The sequence below is a fragment of the Priestia sp. ST2 genome (genome assembly GCF_055810735.1).
Map to the genome: position 1 here is coordinate 588,053 of NZ_JBVVNT010000002.1, position 17,340 is coordinate 605,392.

At 39.1% G+C, this 17,340-nt stretch carries 20 protein-coding genes; 10 read left to right on the plus strand and 10 right to left on the minus strand.

The window, feature by feature from the left end:
• Positions 1-17: 17 nt before the first annotated feature.
• The gene (locus AC0KUU_RS09430; protein WP_043982225.1) at positions 18-629 is read right to left on the minus strand and encodes a LysE/ArgO family amino acid transporter; all 612 of its coding nucleotides are present in this window, start codon (positions 627-629) and stop codon (positions 18-20) included.
• Positions 630-732: 103 nt separating this feature from the next.
• On the opposite strand from AC0KUU_RS09430, the gene AC0KUU_RS09435 reads away from it, so the two are divergent.
• Positions 733-2,175, plus strand: a complete 1,443-nt coding sequence (locus AC0KUU_RS09435; protein ID WP_322551991.1) for an aminotransferase-like domain-containing protein — start codon at positions 733-735, stop codon at positions 2,173-2,175.
• Here AC0KUU_RS09435 and AC0KUU_RS09440 read toward each other — a convergent pair.
• The 3 genes from AC0KUU_RS09440 to AC0KUU_RS09450 are packed head-to-tail and all read right to left on the minus strand — an operon-like array spanning position 2,166 to position 4,494.
• On the minus strand, positions 2,166-3,242 hold the full coding sequence (locus AC0KUU_RS09440; protein WP_043982222.1) for a HAMP domain-containing sensor histidine kinase: 1,077 nt from the start codon (positions 3,240-3,242) through the stop codon (positions 2,166-2,168). The genes AC0KUU_RS09435 and AC0KUU_RS09440 overlap by 10 nt on opposite strands.
• Positions 3,239-3,919 carry a response regulator transcription factor gene (locus AC0KUU_RS09445; RefSeq protein WP_237074867.1) on the minus strand — a complete coding sequence of 227 codons (681 nt, stop codon included), beginning with the start codon at positions 3,917-3,919 and terminating at the stop codon, positions 3,239-3,241. Before AC0KUU_RS09445 ends, AC0KUU_RS09440 begins: the two co-directional genes overlap by 4 nt.
• Positions 3,920-3,930: 11 nt before the next feature.
• A complete protein-coding gene (locus AC0KUU_RS09450) occupies positions 3,931-4,494 on the minus strand; it encodes a class I SAM-dependent methyltransferase (protein WP_322551990.1) in 564 nt (187 codons plus the stop codon).
• A 229-nt stretch (positions 4,495-4,723) separates the two neighbouring features.
• On the opposite strand from AC0KUU_RS09450, the gene AC0KUU_RS09455 reads away from it, so the two are divergent.
• A complete protein-coding gene (locus AC0KUU_RS09455; protein ID WP_272911204.1) occupies positions 4,724-4,858 on the plus strand; it encodes a hypothetical protein in 135 nt (44 codons plus the stop codon).
• An 83-nt stretch (positions 4,859-4,941) separates the two neighbouring features.
• On the opposite strand, the gene AC0KUU_RS09460 is transcribed toward AC0KUU_RS09455, so the two are convergent.
• Positions 4,942-5,661 (minus strand): SDR family NAD(P)-dependent oxidoreductase, encoded by a 720-nt coding sequence (locus AC0KUU_RS09460; RefSeq protein WP_322551989.1) that lies wholly within the window; start codon positions 5,659-5,661, stop codon positions 4,942-4,944.
• A 197-nt stretch (positions 5,662-5,858) separates the two neighbouring features.
• Between AC0KUU_RS09460 and AC0KUU_RS09465 the strand changes: the two genes are divergently transcribed.
• Positions 5,859-6,485 carry an FMN-dependent NADH-azoreductase gene (locus tag AC0KUU_RS09465; protein ID WP_043982218.1) on the plus strand — a complete coding sequence of 209 codons (627 nt, stop codon included), beginning with the start codon at positions 5,859-5,861 and terminating at the stop codon, positions 6,483-6,485.
• A 66-nt stretch (positions 6,486-6,551) separates the two neighbouring features.
• Complete coding sequence (locus tag AC0KUU_RS09470) at positions 6,552-6,764, plus strand: hypothetical protein (RefSeq protein WP_043982217.1); 213 nt, start codon at positions 6,552-6,554, stop codon at positions 6,762-6,764.
• 79 nt (positions 6,765-6,843) lie between these two features.
• Here the strand turns inward: AC0KUU_RS09470 and AC0KUU_RS09475 are convergent, their stop codons facing one another.
• Positions 6,844-7,611, minus strand: a complete 768-nt coding sequence (locus AC0KUU_RS09475) for a TrmB family transcriptional regulator (RefSeq protein ID WP_043982216.1) — start codon at positions 7,609-7,611, stop codon at positions 6,844-6,846.
• Between the two features lie 122 nt (positions 7,612-7,733).
• On the opposite strand from AC0KUU_RS09475, the gene AC0KUU_RS09480 reads away from it, so the two are divergent.
• From AC0KUU_RS09480 to AC0KUU_RS09490, 3 genes are all read left to right on the plus strand, one after another.
• Entirely contained in the window at positions 7,734-8,507 is a 774-nt protein-coding gene (locus AC0KUU_RS09480) for a sulfite exporter TauE/SafE family protein (protein ID WP_025752213.1), read from the plus strand.
• A 164-nt stretch (positions 8,508-8,671) separates the two neighbouring features.
• Entirely contained in the window at positions 8,672-9,337 is a 666-nt protein-coding gene (locus tag AC0KUU_RS09485; RefSeq protein WP_241771400.1) for a hypothetical protein, read from the plus strand.
• Between the two features lie 140 nt (positions 9,338-9,477).
• Entirely contained in the window at positions 9,478-10,368 is an 891-nt protein-coding gene (locus AC0KUU_RS09490) for a PhzF family phenazine biosynthesis isomerase (protein WP_043982212.1), read from the plus strand.
• A 39-nt stretch (positions 10,369-10,407) separates the two neighbouring features.
• Here AC0KUU_RS09490 and AC0KUU_RS09495 read toward each other — a convergent pair whose 3' ends face one another.
• From AC0KUU_RS09495 to AC0KUU_RS09505, 3 genes are all read right to left on the minus strand, one after another.
• Positions 10,408-10,686: a hypothetical protein gene (locus AC0KUU_RS09495; RefSeq protein WP_223268911.1), complete on the minus strand. Its 279-nt coding sequence runs from the start codon at positions 10,684-10,686 to the stop codon at positions 10,408-10,410.
• A gap of 113 nt (positions 10,687-10,799) precedes the next feature.
• Complete coding sequence (locus tag AC0KUU_RS09500; RefSeq protein ID WP_043982211.1) at positions 10,800-12,302, minus strand: bifunctional ADP-dependent NAD(P)H-hydrate dehydratase/NAD(P)H-hydrate epimerase; 1,503 nt, start codon at positions 12,300-12,302, stop codon at positions 10,800-10,802.
• 11 nt (positions 12,303-12,313) lie between these two features.
• Complete coding sequence (locus AC0KUU_RS09505; protein WP_322551988.1) at positions 12,314-13,354, minus strand: C45 family peptidase; 1,041 nt, start codon at positions 13,352-13,354, stop codon at positions 12,314-12,316.
• A gap of 142 nt (positions 13,355-13,496) precedes the next feature.
• Here AC0KUU_RS09505 and AC0KUU_RS09510 point away from each other — a divergent pair, with 142 nt between their 5' ends.
• The 3 genes from AC0KUU_RS09510 to AC0KUU_RS09520 all read left to right on the plus strand — a co-directional run bounded on the left by AC0KUU_RS09510 (position 13,497) and on the right by AC0KUU_RS09520 (position 16,544).
• Positions 13,497-15,374, plus strand: a complete 1,878-nt coding sequence (locus tag AC0KUU_RS09510) for a terpene cyclase/mutase family protein (RefSeq protein WP_322551987.1) — start codon at positions 13,497-13,499, stop codon at positions 15,372-15,374.
• Positions 15,375-15,705: 331 nt separating this feature from the next.
• Positions 15,706-16,248, plus strand: a complete 543-nt coding sequence (locus AC0KUU_RS09515; RefSeq protein ID WP_043982205.1) for a GNAT family N-acetyltransferase — start codon at positions 15,706-15,708, stop codon at positions 16,246-16,248.
• A 101-nt stretch (positions 16,249-16,349) separates the two neighbouring features.
• Positions 16,350-16,544 carry a hypothetical protein gene (locus AC0KUU_RS09520; protein WP_322551986.1) on the plus strand — a complete coding sequence of 65 codons (195 nt, stop codon included), beginning with the start codon at positions 16,350-16,352 and terminating at the stop codon, positions 16,542-16,544.
• 1 nt (position 16,545) lies between these two features.
• Here AC0KUU_RS09520 and AC0KUU_RS09525 read toward each other — a convergent pair whose 3' ends face one another.
• Positions 16,546-17,337: an ABC transporter ATP-binding protein gene (locus AC0KUU_RS09525; protein WP_162214157.1), complete on the minus strand. Its 792-nt coding sequence runs from the start codon at positions 17,335-17,337 to the stop codon at positions 16,546-16,548.
• Positions 17,338-17,340 lie beyond the last annotated feature (3 nt).

Consider the following 17,340-nt stretch of genomic DNA (forward strand, 5'->3'; position numbering starts at 1 on the left):
TCCTTTTAGCATCTATTTTACTGAAAAAACATACTTTTTGCCATGTAAAGAGCTACTCCCCAAATCATACATGCAGAAGCCTTATTCACCCAAATCATTATTTTCCCATTTGAATCCATTTTTCCTACTGCTTTTCCTGCAAAAGCTAAGGACAAAAACCATATCCATGAAACGGATATTGTCACCAGCGTAAAAACCCATTTTTCCTTTCCGCTGTACAGTAGAGAATTTGTTCCAATCACGCCCATAATATCCATCAGCGCGTGAGGATTTAGCAGAGATACAGAAGCAGCAAATAAAATTTGTGCTTTCACCGTCATTTCTTCCTTTACTGACGTTTTTGACGGTTCGCTCTTCCACGTCACAAAGCCCATATACGCTAAAAAAAGAAGACCTATTCCAAAAATAAGCGTTTGAAAAAATGAAAAAGCAGCGGCTGCTGCTGAAACTCCCAGCACTGCTACTAGAATTAAAATCGTATCACAAACAGAAGCCGTGAAAACTACGGGAAGCGCCTGTTTGAACGTTCGTTGATTGGCTCCTTGATTAAAAACAAACACATTTTGTACCCCTAAAGGTAAAATCAAACCGAATGCTAACAATAAAGCATGTATAACCACTGTAAACATGTTGTTCTCTCCTTTCTCTTTTATACTACAATTGACATCCCCTGTTGTCTCCACCCAAGTTTTGATTTATAATACCAACCAAATTATAAAAAGGTGGTCTCACATGAACTGGACTCCAGATCCGACTGATAAAAAGCCAATGCACAAACAAATTCAAGAGTATATGAAAGAGAAAATCATAAATGGAGAGTGGCCTATTGGAACTAAAATTCCTTCGCAGCGCCATTTAGCTGCTAGCTTTTCTGTAAATAGAAGCACGGTGGTGACAGCAACCGAAAACTTAATTGCTGAAGGACTGCTCAGCGGAAACAAAGGCGGTGGCACCAAGGTCATTAACAATACGTGGAGCTTACTAGCATCAGGTTCTCACATGAACTGGAATTCGTATGTAGAAGCAGGAATATACCAACCAAATTCTCCGACTATCCGTCATATTAACGAAGCTGAATTTCAACCGGGCATTATTCGGTTAGGAACTGGAGAGTTAGCACCTGACCTGCTTCCTTCCCAGCAGCTTTCGGAACTATTTAGCGGAATTAATCATAGAAGCGTACACTTGGGCTACGAGCACCCAAGAGGAAATGATGAACTCCGACAAGAGTTAGTCAAGCATGTAAAAAAACGAGGCATTGAAACTTCTCCTTCATCTATTTTAATTGTATCCGGTTCACTTCAAGCCCTTCAGTTAATTTCAATCGGCCTGCTGCCTCCAGGTGCCAATATATTAGCTGAAAAGCCTTCTTATCTTTATTCTCTGCCGTTATTTCAGTCCGCACAAATGAAAATAACGGGCGTTTCGTTAGACGAAGAAGGAATGCATTTAGCTTCATTAAAAGACCAGCACGAAAAAGAAAAAGGCACAGCTTTATATACAATACCGAACTTTCATAACCCCACCAATGTAACGATGAGTGAAAAAAGGCGCCAAGAGCTGCTTCGCCAGTGTGAAAGAATGCATTTGCCTATTATTGAAGATGATGCTTACGGAGAGCTTTGGTTCCATTCACCGCCTCCACTTTCGTTAAAAGCTCAAGATAAAAATGGAATGGTTCTTTATTTAGGAACGTTCTCTAAAACATTCAGTCCAGGATTTCGAATTGGATGGATTATAGGGCCTGAACATGTAATTGAGCGATTAGCTGACCTTAAAATGCAAGTTGACTACGGAGCCAGTTCCTTATCTCAATGGGCTGCTGCTGAAGCTCTCAAAACCGGACTCTATGACAAGCATGTGGCCAGCGTACGCTATAAATTAAAAGAAAAATCTCAGCAAACACTGGCTATTCTAGAGAAGTATTTGAAGAATCTCGCTGTGTGGAATGCTCCGAGCGGTGGTTTTTATTTTTGGCTTACGCTGCATAAGCCTGTTTCGATGCGGAAGTTATTTAAGCACTGTCTCGACGAAGGAGTTCTTTTAAATCCAGGCGCATTGTATGACCATGAGGCTTCACAGCATATCAGAATATCCTTTTCTTATGCGACGCTTGCAGAATTTGAATACGGCATCAAAATAGTCGCAAAAAGCCTTAAGAATCTTTACAAGTGATTCTTAAGGCTTTCTTGTGTTAACGGCAGCTTTATAAAAAAAGTGAGCTTATTATGCTGACGTTCCGCTCGTATCTCTCCTTGATGCAGCTGAATAATTTGTTTTGCAATAGCCAGTCCTAAACCTGAACCATTCGCGTCCGTTCTTGATTCATCACCTCGATAAAATCGATCAAACAACTTTTCTACCTCAATTTTTTCACTGATGTTAATGCTGTTCCTAAAAGAAATAACTATGTAACCCTCGTCAATCTCCTGATTCACCTCTAATACGGAAGGCTTTTTGCTGTATTTCTTGACATTTTCGAGCAAGTTTTGAAATACTCTTACCATTTTTTCCACATCAATAAATGCATTCCATTCACAAGCAAAGGTAGTATGAACATCAATGCCTTCTCTTGTTAAAATTGGCTCGTACTCTCCTATTACCTGTTGAAGCAAACGTTTCATATCGACCTCATTTCGTTGAAGCTGAAGATCAGGACTCGTTAATTTTGTATAGTCGAACAATTCTTCTATTAAATCAGTTAAGTATTTTGCTTTTGAATCAACAATATATAAGTAGCTATATAATGTTTCATCATCCATACTTTCTCTTTTTTTGATTAAATCTAGGTACCCAACGATGGATGTTAACGGCGTACGCAAATCGTGAGATACACTGGATATTAGCTGATTTTTTGCTTGCTCCAGCTCTCGTTCACGATCAAATTTTGTACGAAGCTGCGCAGACATTTTGTTAATGTTTTGACTTAATTCAGCCAGTTCATCTTTTCCTCGTACATGGATGGTTGCGCCTAAATCTCCATTTGAAATTTTTTGAACTTGTTTAGAGATTTCTTTCAGATAACGAATATGAGAACGAATAAGTGCTAAAAAAACAAAAACAAAGACCACAACGGCGATAAAGAAAAGTCCAAACGCTAATACATTATATGCAGGGACATTCATTTTCTCTTCTTGTATATACCTGCTCAAAACAAGCCTAGCAATTAAAATAAAAATTAAATTGGTAGCCAAAAAACTTATAATGATAGCAAAAAGAAGCTTTACACTTATTCTTCTCATATTCTGTATCCTACGCCCCATATGGTTTTAATATAAATTGGCTTTTTGGGATTATCCTCAATTTTTTCGCGAATCTTTGTAATATGAACCATTACGGTATTATCCGATTTAAACGCATCTTCTTGCCATACGGCTTCATATATTTTCCCCATACTCATCACCGTTCCTTTGTAGCGTACCAGCAGCTCTAAAATATCAAACTCTTTTGGTGTTAAACGAATCTCTTGGCCGCGCACAAAGACAAGCCGGGTGCTGCGGTTAATTTCCAAATCGCCAATTTGAATAATATCGCGCTCAGCACGTTCATTGTATTTTTTATAGCGTCTAATTTGTGATTTTACTCGTGCGATGAGCTCGAGAGGATTAAATGGTTTTGTTAAGTAATCATCTGCGCCTGCTGTTAACCCAGAAATCTTGTCCATATCTTCTGACTTAGCCGACAGCATAATAATGGGCATGTTTTTTTCTTCACGTATTTTAAAAGCAGCATCGATTCCATTCATCTGCGGCATCATAATATCTAATATAATTAAATCTACTTCTTGTTCCTCTAAAAGCGCTAATCCAGATACAGCATTAGAAACTTTCAGCGCTTCAAATCCTTCATTTTTTAAGTAAATAGCAATTAAATTACGAATTTGCTCATCGTCATCTATAATCAAAATTCTGTCTTTCATTTACAAACTCCTTATATCTGATTTTTTTCGCATGTAAAAATATATGCAGGAGGAACATTTCTCCACTCTTTTTCCACTTTAATCTGAGGGAAAAACGAGCGGATCAGCTGTTTTTTTAAATTCGTATACTGAAACGTAATAAATTTCCCTTCCTTCGCTAATACGCTGCGCGTGTTTTGCAAAATACAGTCCGACACTTCAGACGTTAAAGAAGCAAAAGGAAGACCTGATAGTACGTAATCCACTTTTGGAATATCATACTGTATCAAGTACTTTTGAACATTTTCAGCGGATCCGTGTATCACATACACATTTTTTTCATCTCTTACTTGTTCCTTTACTTTTTCGTAAAAATGCCGATTGTATTCGATAAGAAGCAAAGTTGTACAAGCGCTTCGTCTTCTCATTAATTCACGGGTAAAAACTCCGGTTCCTGGCCCGTACTCTACTATACAGTCTGCATGTTCAAAATCAATCCCTTTTACCATTTTTTTCGCTAATTGCGTAGAGCTCGGCAAAAGTGCGCCTACCGTTCGCGGCTGGTGAAAATATTGATACATAAAAGCTAAATTCATTTTCTATTCCTTCTTTCTACTCTTTCTAGAATAGAAAAAAAATCTAAAGAAACGTTAAGTAAATTTCTTAAGAATTCTTAAGAAAACAAAAAGGAGGATGGGACAAACGTATTTTAGTTGAAGGAAGATCCGAACTATGAATTAAAATCCTTTATTGAGAATTAAGTGCATTTGAATTTTTCATGGTGATAGTGAACGTAGGTTTCATGTATGTAGGTGCTTCTAGCTGTTGATTGGAGGGCAAGGCGAAGACTCCTGCGGGAAAAGCGTAACAGATGAGACCCCACAGGAGCGCAAGCGACGAGGAGGCTCATCGGCCGCCCGCGGAAAGCGAAGCCTTGCACGGAAAGCGACAGCCGTGTAACAAGCGCCATACTAAATTATTTATCCCATTTGTGCGCCTTTGGATTGATGTAGTTAATGTCTCCATTCCTTTTGAAAGAGTATTCAGCGCAAATAACATCCGCTATTTAAATCGAAAGTGGCTCCTGCATAATGTTTTGCTTGAGGGCTCAGTAAAAAAAGAACCGTATCTGCCACGTCTTGAGGCGTAACAAAGCTTGGAATCAGCTGATGAGCAATGTATTCATTTTTGCGCCATTCTGGAATATTTTTCATCATATCGGTATTTACCATTGTAGGTGCTACGGCATTCACCCGGATATAAGGAGAAAAATTCATCGCACAGCTCTTGGTTAATCCTAGTATTGCTGCTTTAGACATTCCATATATAGCATCGGAGCTTCCTTCCATTCCTGACACGGAGGATATATTAATAATCGCTCCTTCCGTTTCTTTTTTCATTAATAATTCGCCAAAGTACTTGGAAAAATAAACATATCCTTTAATATTAATGTCCATCACAAAATCTATTTCATTTTCTTCATAGTCCAATAAATTTTTTCCTAAATATACGCCCGCATTATTGACTAACCCATACAAATTTTTATCTTTTATTTGGTAAAAAAGATCTTTTACATCGTTTCCTTTTTTAACATCTACTACGTGTGTTTCAATATGGCCCTTTGTATCTTCAGCTAGCTGTTTCAAAGCTCCATCGTTAATATCACAAGCAATAACTGAATAGCCCTTCGACACACACTCTTTTACAATTTCTTTGCCAATTCCAGAACCTGCACCCGTAACGATTATCCATTTTTCTTTCATCTCGACACCTCTTATTTACTTCTGTTAGAAATACTTGTTATGTAAATATTTAAACATTTATTATACCATTATTTTCTATATAGGCATCCCTTTCTTGCGTTCTTTTTTAGCTTGCCTGACAAAGCGCGTATAGTTTTTTATGGGAGTGATAACGATAAGACAGTACATTATTTCAAACAAGAAAGAGATGATAAGACGTGGCAAAAGTACTTTATATTACAGCTCATCCTCACGATGAGTCTCAATCATTTAGTATGGCAACTGGAAAAGCATTTATCGATGCTTACAAAGAGCACAATTCAAGTGACGAAGTTGTACATATTGACCTTTATAAAGAAAATATCCCTCATATTGATGCGGATGTATTTAGCGGCTGGGGCAAACTTCAGTCTGGCTCTGAACTTTCTTCTCATGAACAGGAGAAGGTCAATCGCCTTGCAGAATTGAGCGAACAGTTTGTATCAGCGGACAAATATATTTTTGTAACGCCTATGTGGAACTTTTCGTTTCCACCGGTTATGAAAGCCTATTTAGACTCTGTAGCCGTAGCGGGTAAGTCATTTAAATACACGGCAGAGGGTCCGGTTGGACTATTAACGGATAAAAAAGCGCTTCATATTCAAGCGCGCGGAGGCATTTATTCTGAAGGCCCTGCAGCTGATATGGAAATGGGGCATCGTTATATTGGGATTATGATGAATTTCTTCGGAGTACCTTCGTTAGACGGCATTTTTGTGGAAGGGCATAACGCAATGCCAGATAAAGCCCAAGAAATTAAAGAAAAAGGAATAGCAGAAGCAAAAAAACTTGCCCAAACTTTTTAATATAAAGAGGCTGTAACAAAAATATTTTAATTGAAGGAAGATCCGAACGAGGACTCGAGACTCTTAATGGAGCATCAACTTTGTTCGGATTTTTCTGTTGGTAAGATGAACGTAGCTTTCATGCATGGTGGCTGCTTCCAGCAGTTAATTGGAGGGCAATGCGAAGACTCCTTCGGGGAAAGCGGAACAGATGAGACCCCACAGGCGCATAAGCGACGAGGAGGCTCATCGGCCGCCCGCGGAAAGCGAAGCCTTGCACGGAAATTAACTGCGATGTAACAAGCCATTCATACTAGATCATTTATCCCGTTTGTTCGTCTTTCGATGGAAGTGATTTCGTTATGTCTAAGTCTCTTTTCTACGTAAAAAAACTTTCTCTTTCCTTTTCGATCCACCTGTCCATTTCTCTATCACTTTTTTCTACAAGTCTGTTAACGAGAATATCATGCCAAATATAATTTTCAAGTAAATTAATGTTGACTGCGTTATTCGTATAGTACGCCATTTCTTTATGACCATAAATCATTTCACTGCTGTCAACAGATATAATAAACCAGTTTTGATTCCCAATGTTTTCGGTATAGCTTGTATGGCGGTGCCGGTCAAATTCCTCCATCGCTTCATCTTGTTCAAACACAATTCCTTTTAGTGTGACGCTCTCCCTTAGCTGTAATAAAAGAGGCTTCAACTCATTATAAATATCGGGCCAAAGCGAGATGACAATTTTATTTTTTGCTTTTAACAATAGCGACTCACAAAAAGCAAGAATGGCTGTTTCTCCTTTCATCGTCATAACCCGGCTTTCTTCTATAGACTCTGCAGCTTCAAGACGTTTAAGCGTTTCGCTAACGTCTTCATACGTTTCGTGCCATTTTTTTTGCAGCGAATGCAAAAAAGCATCGACGGGCAGCGATGTGTACTGGGTGCCATCATTACTCTCTTCTTTTAACACCATGCCTTTTTCCTCTAGTGTTTGTAAAATATCGTATACACGCGCTCTTGGCACACCTGAATGTTTACTAATGCTATAAGCAGTGGAAGATCCTTTTTTGACAAGCGTCACGTATACTTTTGATTCATACTGATTAAATCCAAGCGACTGCAGCTGCTGAATAATATTTTCCATAAAGGAAACCTCCCTGTTTTTTAAGTTATTTGAAATTTTCATCATTTACATATTTACAACTGCTTTTTATATAGTTACTATTTAAGTAGTCACTATATATTATGACATGAGGAAGGTGCTTTATGGAAGAATTAAGTTTACAGATTGTTCTTTTGCTTTTACTATTTGGTTTTTTAGCCGCATTCATTGACTCTGTAGTTGGCGGAGGCGGTTTAATTTCAACGCCTGCCCTTTTATTTTTAGGCCTGCCTCCTGCTGCTGCCTTAGCTACAAATAAGTTAGCCGGAACGATGGGCGTGTTAACGAGTACCATTCGATTTGTCAAATCCGGAAAAGTCGATTTTCGCGTCGTAGGTAAATGGTTTCCTTTTGTATTTATTGGTTCTTTAGGAGGTTCAATCACCGTTCATTTTCTATCCTCCGCTTTTTTGAAACCTGTTATTTTGATTCTCCTTGTTTTAGTTGCTATTTATACAATCTTCAAAAAAAACTGGGGCACCACGTCTACGTATAAGCCGCTGTCTATTAAGAAACTTATTTTCTTTACCGCACTTATTTTTATTATTGGCTTTTACGATGGATTTTTAGGAGCAGGCACAGGTTCATTTATTTTATTTGCTTTTTTATTTATGGGATTTGATTTCCTGCAGTCAGCAGGCAGCGCAAAATTTTTAAATTTCGGCAGTAACTTAGGTGCTTTGCTTGTGTTTTTATATTTCGATTCTGTTGTATTTTCTTACGGATTAATTATGGGGTTTGCGATGATCGCGGGTTCTTTTGTCGGGTCAAATGTCGCTCTATCAAAAGGCGTGACGTACGTCCGAACGCTTTTTATCCTTGTCACTTTAAGCCTTATTAGCAAAAACATATTCGATTATGTGAATCAGTACAAATAGATCAATGGTTTCTTTAGAACCATAACAATGAACCTATATATCTATTAGATGAATAAAAACGCCTCTTACTATTTTCTTATTTTTGGGTAAATGTGTAAAAAAACACTAAAATTGTTGTATACTGGTCCATGTTGTTTTACATAATTTTGAAATATTATACAGAGGTGAACATTTTGTTTAAGAAATTCAGGTTTTTATGGTTTATTTTGCTGATCTTTGCACTTATTTTTGTCAAAAATACGTTCTTTTCTTCTTCAGAGAACGCTGCTGAGACTCTAGCAACGTCAGATGTTCCACAAGCCGCGGCTACTTTCAAAGAGGGAAACAATCAGCAGGACGGAGTCATTATTCAAAAATATCGCAAACAGCTAGATGCAGCGCAGAAAAAAAACGACGAAAAAGCGACGAAAGAAATACAAGAAAAAATTTATGAAGACGGAAGACAGGCGGCACTAAACTTTTTACCGCGCAATAAATTTCAAAGAGCTTTTTCCCAGGCTTCTAAAAAATCAGCCGATGACATTTATAATTTTCTAATTGCCCAAGTGGGGTTTGGAGGATATGATTCTCTTTATCAAGAAGCAATAGCCGCAAAAAACGATGCAGCTTCTTCTACTGATGAATTAAATATGAGTGGCATTCAAGCTAAAACCGCTGCACTTACATACGGCACACTAGCACAAAGAGAGCAACTGCTTATTACAAGTCTTGCCTATGACTTAAGCAGCGTAGGCGTCATTTCTTCCGATACAGCTAAAGATATTGATAAAAAAGCTACTCATATGCTAGAAGTTAGAAAAGAAGGAATAAATGCCGCGATGCAAAAATAGTTTTGGGAAGTGAAAAGCAGCAGGTAAAAACTGCTGTTTTTTTATTCTAACGTTCAGGTATTTCACTATTTTAATAGCCGATCATTTAATAACACTGGTTAAAGCTTTCATACAATGATATAAAAATGGAGGTAATTTCTATGAAAGAAGCGATTGTTTATCAATACGATGCGTTCAGTACGCGCCCTAATAAAGGAAACCCTGCAGGAATTGTGTTTAATGGAGATGATTTTTCAGCTGAAGAAATGCAGATGATTGCTTATCAAGTACAGTTTAACGAAACGGCTTTTATCATGAAGTCTTCCCGCGCTGATTTACGAATTCGATATTTTACACCCGGACAAGAAGCAGATTTGTGCGGTCATGCGACCGTCGCTTCTCTTTATGCTTTACACAGTAAAAACAAACTTCCAAAAACTACATTTACAGTGGAAACAAATGCTGGAATTTTGCCGATGACTGTACAGAATAGAAACGGACAACCTGTTATCACCATGAGTCAAGCTTCTCCGCAGTTTCATCCGTTTTCAGGTTCAAAAGAAAAACTGGCAAAAGCTCTTAATCTTCATATTGATGACCTTGATCAAAGACTGCCTATTGTATATGGAAGTACAGGGAACTGGACGCTTATTGTACCTTTAAAAAATTTAGATGCCTGTAAAAAGATGAAGCCTAATCAAGAAGATTTTCCTCATATTTTAACAGATATGCCAAAAGCATCTATTCATCCCTTTTGTTTTGAAACGATTCACTCAGAAGCTCATATGCACGGAAGACATTTCTCTTCACCATTTTCAGGTACGGTAGAAGACGCCGTAACTGGAACAGCATCAGGCGTAATGGGCGCCTATTATGCGAGATATGTGGACCAGCAAGATAACGGCCGCTGGCAATTTGTCATTGAGCAAGGACAGGAAATAGATAAAGATGGCTTCGTTCATGTAGAAATTACAAAAACAGAGAATACGTATGGTGTGGTAATCGCAGGAGAAGCTGCCTATGTAACCAAGCAAATCGTTTCTCTTTCCTAATAAAAACGTGTCCGCCTATTTGGCGAACACGTTTTTTGTTTAGTAAATAATAGCCTGTACGCTCATTATTGTAACGGTTAAAATAAGAATCACATTCCCTATAATTAACCACGGCTTTGCGCTTCCTCTTCTACCTTTAATAGCCGTGATTAGTCCAGCAATGGGCAATAAAGCCATAACGATGACCCAAATTTTACGAAGAATGCTGGAATCCAAATAAAAACCAAACTGCATCATCGCAAATAACACGACTGTGATAAGGAAGAAAAGTGTAGGCACAGCTAAATGAATACCTCTTGGTCTCATTGAGTAGTACACAACATCACTTTCTTTCTATGTAAAATCTTACGTAAAATAACGTTATCATTTACAAAGAGTTTTGACAACTTTTTGAAGGAATTTGTCAACAAATTTTAATAATCTAGAAGAAATTACTTTTTACTCAGCTGCCCTAAGACTGCCGGCAGTGCAGAAATAACGTCGCTTGCTAACATATCCATCATTGTATGCCCCTGATCGAGCAGCACATCCGCTGCTTTTCCGTGAACATATACCGCATTGCTGATTGCTTCTTGAAGAGAATCATGCTGCATAATAAAAGCGAGGATGATCCCTGTTAACGTGTCACCCGTTCCGCCTTTTGCAAGTCCCGCGTTTCCAGTGGTATTTACGTATTGTTTTCCGTCAGGTGTTGTAACAATCGTGTTTGGACCTTTTAATACAAGGTACACACCATGTTCTACTGCGTATTGCCTAGCTATTGAAAATCGATTTGCTTCTACTTCGGCGATTGTTGTGTCCACGAGCCTTGCCATTTCTCCCGGATGAGGCGTTAAAATCGTTGCATGTTCTCTTTCTTTTACTTCTTTTTCTAAATGGGGAAGATGAAAAAGAGCATCGGCGTCCACCACAACAGAAACCGGCTGGTGAAGCACTTGTTCGACGACTTTCTTCGTTTCTTTGGTTCTCCCAAGCCCTGGTCCGACTGCAATTGCATCATACTTCCCTTCTTCTAAAGGAATCTCGCCTGCAAAAAATCCTTCTTTGCTTGGACATGGTTTATACATCACTTCCAGCATGTGAGCAGCTGCAATCGCATGAATATCGCTCGGAAGCGCAAGTGTTAAAAGTCCCGCTCCGCTTGTGAGCGCTGCTTTTGACGTTAGCATCGGCGCTCCGGGTGTTTGAAGCGAACCTCCTATTACGATTCCTTTTCCATGTGTACCTTTATTAGACGAAGCGTTTCGAATGGGAAAAGATTGTTTAATATGCTGAGTTGACCATACTTCCTTAAGAGATGAACTTTTTTCAATTGCTAGCGGCGGAATACCGATATCTACTACAATCAATTCACCGTAACTTTCTTTACTCGGGTATGTAAATGCCGTGACTTTCGGCTGCTGAAGCGTAATCGTAGCATCTGCACGTACCGTAAGCTCTTGCTTCTGTTCCATTACTCCACTTGGGACATCGATGCTGTATATGTAAGCATTAGAATCGTTTATTTTTTTTATAATGTCATCGTAAGGAGATTTGATACTGCCTTTTACGCCTATACCTAATAAACAATCAATAAGAACCGTATACTTTTTCACAGAGAAGTTGTCTCCAGCCGATTGCCACGTGAACCCAGCATTTTCATAGATGATCATGGCTTTTTTAGCCGCGTCTTTTATTTTTTCCCGTGCAGGAACTACCCAGACGTCAACTTCATAGCCTTTTGACTTCAAAGCACGGGCAATAACAAAGCCGTCTCCTCCATTGTTTCCCGTTCCTATAAGCAGCCCTATGTTTTCATGTTTTTTGATTCGCTCACTCAGCGCGTTGGCAGCAGCCTGCCCGGCATTTTCCATAAGGGACTCTTCACTCATCCCAATTGTATTCATCATATAATCATCCACTTGATACATCTCTTGATTCGTTACAATTCTCATTATGCTGCTCCTTACTGAAACGGAAATGGTTCATCTGTATTTACCGTTCCTTTTATTTTCGTTATAGTTAATTGTTCTCCTTTCACCCAATCTTCAAACGAGAAAATGAGAGGCTTTGCTTTTCGTCCAATCCCCACAATGACTTGCAGCGTCTCCGGTACATATGCTACTGTATGAAGCGTTCCAGCAGAATTCCGGTAATCTTCTTTAAAAATACCGTATTCATCTTCATTAAATAAAGAGAAAGCTTCAAGAGGCGATAGCTTTTTTTCAATATGATCTCGAATATGATCGAGCCTTTCCTTTGACTCTACCAAATGATGACGATTTTCTTCGATCAGCTGATTAAAATGGTTCGTACATCCCATCATCGTCCCTCTTTGTACATGAACGCCTCTTCCAGATGCTTCGACTACTGCTCCCTGTCCGCTGCGGTCATAAATGGAATAATTAAACGCATGACGATGCGGTGCTCTTTCTAAAATAGCAATAGCCTCTTCTGTCGTTTCACATGTTTCTAAAATAAACCGAGCGAGCGTACAGCAAATAAATCCGTTTGTTTGACGGCGGCGATTAACAAAATGATAGCCAATTGCCAGTCCTTTTTCATTCATTCCATCCATTCGCCCAATCATTCTCGTTCCAAATCCGACGCTTGCATATCCTTCATTTGGCTGAAAAAGCAAAAATCGACCTTCGTACGTTTTAGGATGATAATCGTAGTTTCGTACATACACGCCGTGCTGCATAAGAGCAGAACATCCCGTTTTTTTCCACTCTTGCTGATACCCGCTGTATTCATGAATAACGTCTTCAAGAGGCCAATCTAAGCCTTCTGCTAAGCCCACTAGCTCATCCCACAGTCCACGAGCAAATAAGTCGTAATAATGACGAGCTTCTTTTGCTATCGTTTGATAGCTTCGTAATGAACGTTTTCTTCTTTTTTGATGATTTTCAAACAGCTTTGTTCCTTTATGTAATTTCCCTTGCATTTTACCAAGCTCTCGGTAAGAGCCTCGTCCTTGAATGACTTCTACCTGTATTTCTTTCACTTCTATCACTCCAATTTTCCATTACCTTTATTGTGCAGCAAGCGCTCTATTCTTTGCAACTTTCTCCTCTCATAGAACTCTCTTCCTTTGAATACAGTTATAAAGAAACAGGTCGAAAGATTGAAAAGCATTATCATAAGAGGTGATCATATTGCTAAAGGAAGTTCAGCTAGAGATTCAGCGAAGAATCGCCTATCTGCGCCCAACACAAAAAAATGACGGGTCATTTCGCTACTGTTTTGAAACAGGCGTTATGCCTGATGCGTTTTTAATTATGCTTCTTCGCACCTTTGATTTAGATAAAGAAGTGTTGATTAAACAATTAACCGAACGGATCGTTTCCCTTCAAAATGAAGATGGTCTTTGGACGTTGTTTGATGATGAAGAACATAACTTATCCGCCACTATTCAAGCTTATACAGCTCTTTTATATTCAGGGTATTACCAAAAAAACGACCGGATTTTGCGAAAAGCAGAAAGATATATTATAGATTCGGGAGGCATTTCGCGCGCTCATTTTCTCACAAGATGGATGCTTTCTGTTAACGGTTTATACGAGTGGCCAAAGCTATTTTACCTCCCGCTTTCTCTTTTGCTCGTGCCTACCTATGTACCGCTTAACTTTTATGAATTAAGCACTTATGCCAGAATTCACTTCGTTCCGATGATGATAGCAGGAAACAAAAAATTCTCACTTACTTCTAGACATACACCTTCTCTTTCTCATTTAGATGTAAGAGAACAGAAACAGGAATCGAAGGAAAATGCTCAAGAATCACGCGCTTCTATTTTTTTAGTCGACCATTTAAAACAGCTGGCTTCTTTACCTTCTTACATCCACAAGCTTGGTTATCAAGCAGCCGAGCGTTACATGCTAGAAAGAATTGAAAAAGATGGAACACTCTACAGCTACGCCACCTCTACTTTTTTTATGATTTACGGTCTTTTGGCTCTTGGCTATAAAAAAGATTCATTTGTGATCCAAAAAGCAATTGACGGGATTTGTTCACTACTTAGTACATGCAGCGGCCACGTGCACGTAGAAAACTCCACGTCAACCGTTTGGGATACCGCGCTGCTCTCTTACGCTCTACAGGAAGCAGGTGTACCGCAGCAAGATCCCATGATTAAAGGCACAACTCGCTATTTAAAGAAAAGACAGCATACAAAGCTTGGAGATTGGCAGTTTCATAACCCAAATACAGCGCCTGGAGGCTGGGGGTTTTCCGATATTAATACGAATAACCCTGACTTAGACGATACGTCTGCTGCTATCAGAGCTCTTTCTAGAAGAGCGCAAACCGACACAGATTATTTGGAGTCTTGGCAAAGAGGCATTAACTGGCTGCTATCCATGCAAAACAAAGACGGGGGTTTTCCTGCATTTGAAAAAAATACCGACTCTATTTTATTTACTTATCTACCGCTTGAAAATGCAAAAGATGCAGCGACGGATCCGGCTACTGCCGATTTAACCGGTCGAGTGCTTGAGTGTCTCGGAAACTTTGCTGGCATGAATAAATCCCACCCTTCGATTAAAGCTGCAGTAAAATGGCTGTTTGATCATCAATTGGATAACGGGAGCTGGTACGGCCGGTGGGGAGTTTGCTATATTTACGGAACGTGGGCCGCTATTACAGGACTCCGTGCTGTAGGGATTTCTGCTTCTGATCCGCGTATCATCAAAGCTATCAACTGGCTCAAAAGCATTCAACAAGAAGACGGTGGATTCGGAGAATCATGTTATAGCGCTTCTTTAAAAAAATATGTGCCACTATCGTTTAGCACCCCTTCTCAAACGGCTTGGGCTCTCGATGCTTTAATGACAATATGTCCGTTAAAAGATCGATCCGTTGAAAAAGGAATTAAATTTTTACTGAATCCAAATCTTACAGAGCAGCAAACTCATTACCCCACAGGAATTGGTCTCCCTGGACAATTTTATATTCAGTACCACAGCTACAATGATATTTTTCCTCTTCTTGTGCTTGCCCACTACGCAAAAAAACATTCTTCGTAAAAAGGGTGGGACAAAAGGAGTTTAGCTGAAGGAAGATCCGAACGATGAATCGAGATTCTTGCTTGAGAATCCAACTCGTTCGGATTTTTTTATTTGTAGGATGAACGTAGGCTTGCTTCATATATGTAGAGCAGTTAATGGGAAGCCAAGTCTTGCACGGAAATCAACCGCGGTGTAACAAGCACTCCATACTAGCACATTGATCCCATTTGTTTGTCTTGAGATTCGATGGACATAGTTGTGTCTCAATTTCTTTTTATACGTAAAAGCAGGTTTTTTAAGAAACAAGTGGAATACCTTTTTAAATGTTAGAAAAGAAAGGATGCATCAAATGAATAATGTTTCACCATTTTTAAAAGGAAAAAACGTGATACTAAGAAAACCAAAGGACAGCGATGTAAATGACTACCTAGCATGCAAACAAACAAAAGAACTTATTCGCATGTACGGAGGCGATACCCGAAACTTAAAACCTCTTACATTACAAGATGCCAAGCGGCACGTCGAGTACATAAAGTCTCAAAAGCTGAATTGGTGCATTGAATATCAGCAGCGTTTTGTTGGAGAGGCCCGGCTGACCGTTAACGAGTACGACCGGCGCGCACGGTATGCAATTGGTTTATTTGATTCCTCCGTTTGGAATCAAGGGCTAGGCACTGAAGTTACAAAATTGGTACTTGCGTATGCATTTGAACACCTTCACTTGCACAGAGTCGATTTACGAGTGCTCGAATACAACCATAGAGCCATTGCTTGTTATGAAAAATGCGGTTTTGTAAAAGAAGGAATAGAGCGTGAAGGTGCTTTTATTGAAGAAGCATTTCAGACAGATCTTATCATGAGTATACTCGAACAAGAATATTATCAGCTGTAGAAAAGAGAACCAGCTGTCATCATCTTACTTCTTTAAAAGTTCGTATAGCCCAAGCCTTTTGTGAATAAAGTAACATAACGATATAATCAAAGGAGCCAACGATGACAGCTTATGATTCCTCTTTTTTTGTATTTGTAACCATTGATAAACATGACATTGCTGCTTTTTTACTAATTGATATTATTTGCGGCACCACTATTTATGTAGCATGTAAACATTATCTTCACAATGAGCTTGTTTCCATTGCAAGCAGCGCTCTTTTTCCCATTGTATGTAAGAAGGTTTCTCGACGTTAGATCAGCTTTTTACCGGTACCGGTTCTTTTAATGACAGCCAAGTGCGTTCCTTCTGCTGCTTAATCTCTACGGAGTGATTAAAAAATTTAGAAAGATGCGGCTCAGTGAGCTGGTCTTTCGTTTTTCCAGAAGAAAACACTTCTCCTTGGCGCATACAAAGCGTATGGGTAAAGCAAGGCAAAATTTCTTCTACATGGTGAGTAACATAAATAAGCGTAGGCGCTTTTGGCTGCTCTGCCATTTTTGCAATCAGCTGAAGAAGCTGTTCTCGGGCCATTATATCTAGACCTGTACATGGCTCATCAAGTATTAAAAGCTTTGGTGAAGCCATAAGAGCTCGGGCAATTAGCACCCGCTGGCGCTCTCCTTGAGAAAGTGTTCCGTACGCCTGATTTTGTAAATCTGCGCAATTTAGCAGCTGCATTAATTCTATGGCTTGGTTCATATCTTTTTGCTCCACTTGTTCATATAAACCAATAGATGCAAATTTGCCGCTTAAAATCAATTCTAAAACCGTATCGTCATCTCGAAACCGCTGCTGAAGCGAAGAACTTACCCACCCGATTTCTTTTCTGAGCTCAGACAGATTTGTTTCTCCAAATTTCCTTGAAAGAACTTCTACTTGACCTTTTGTAGGCCAGATATATCCGTTGATTATATTTAAAAGCGTCGTTTTTCCGGAACCATTTAACCCAAGCAAACACCAATGTTCCCCTTTTTCCACTAACCACGACACGTTTTTTAAAATTTCTTTTTCTGCTCGTTTTACCGAAACGTTCTTAATTTTGATCATGCT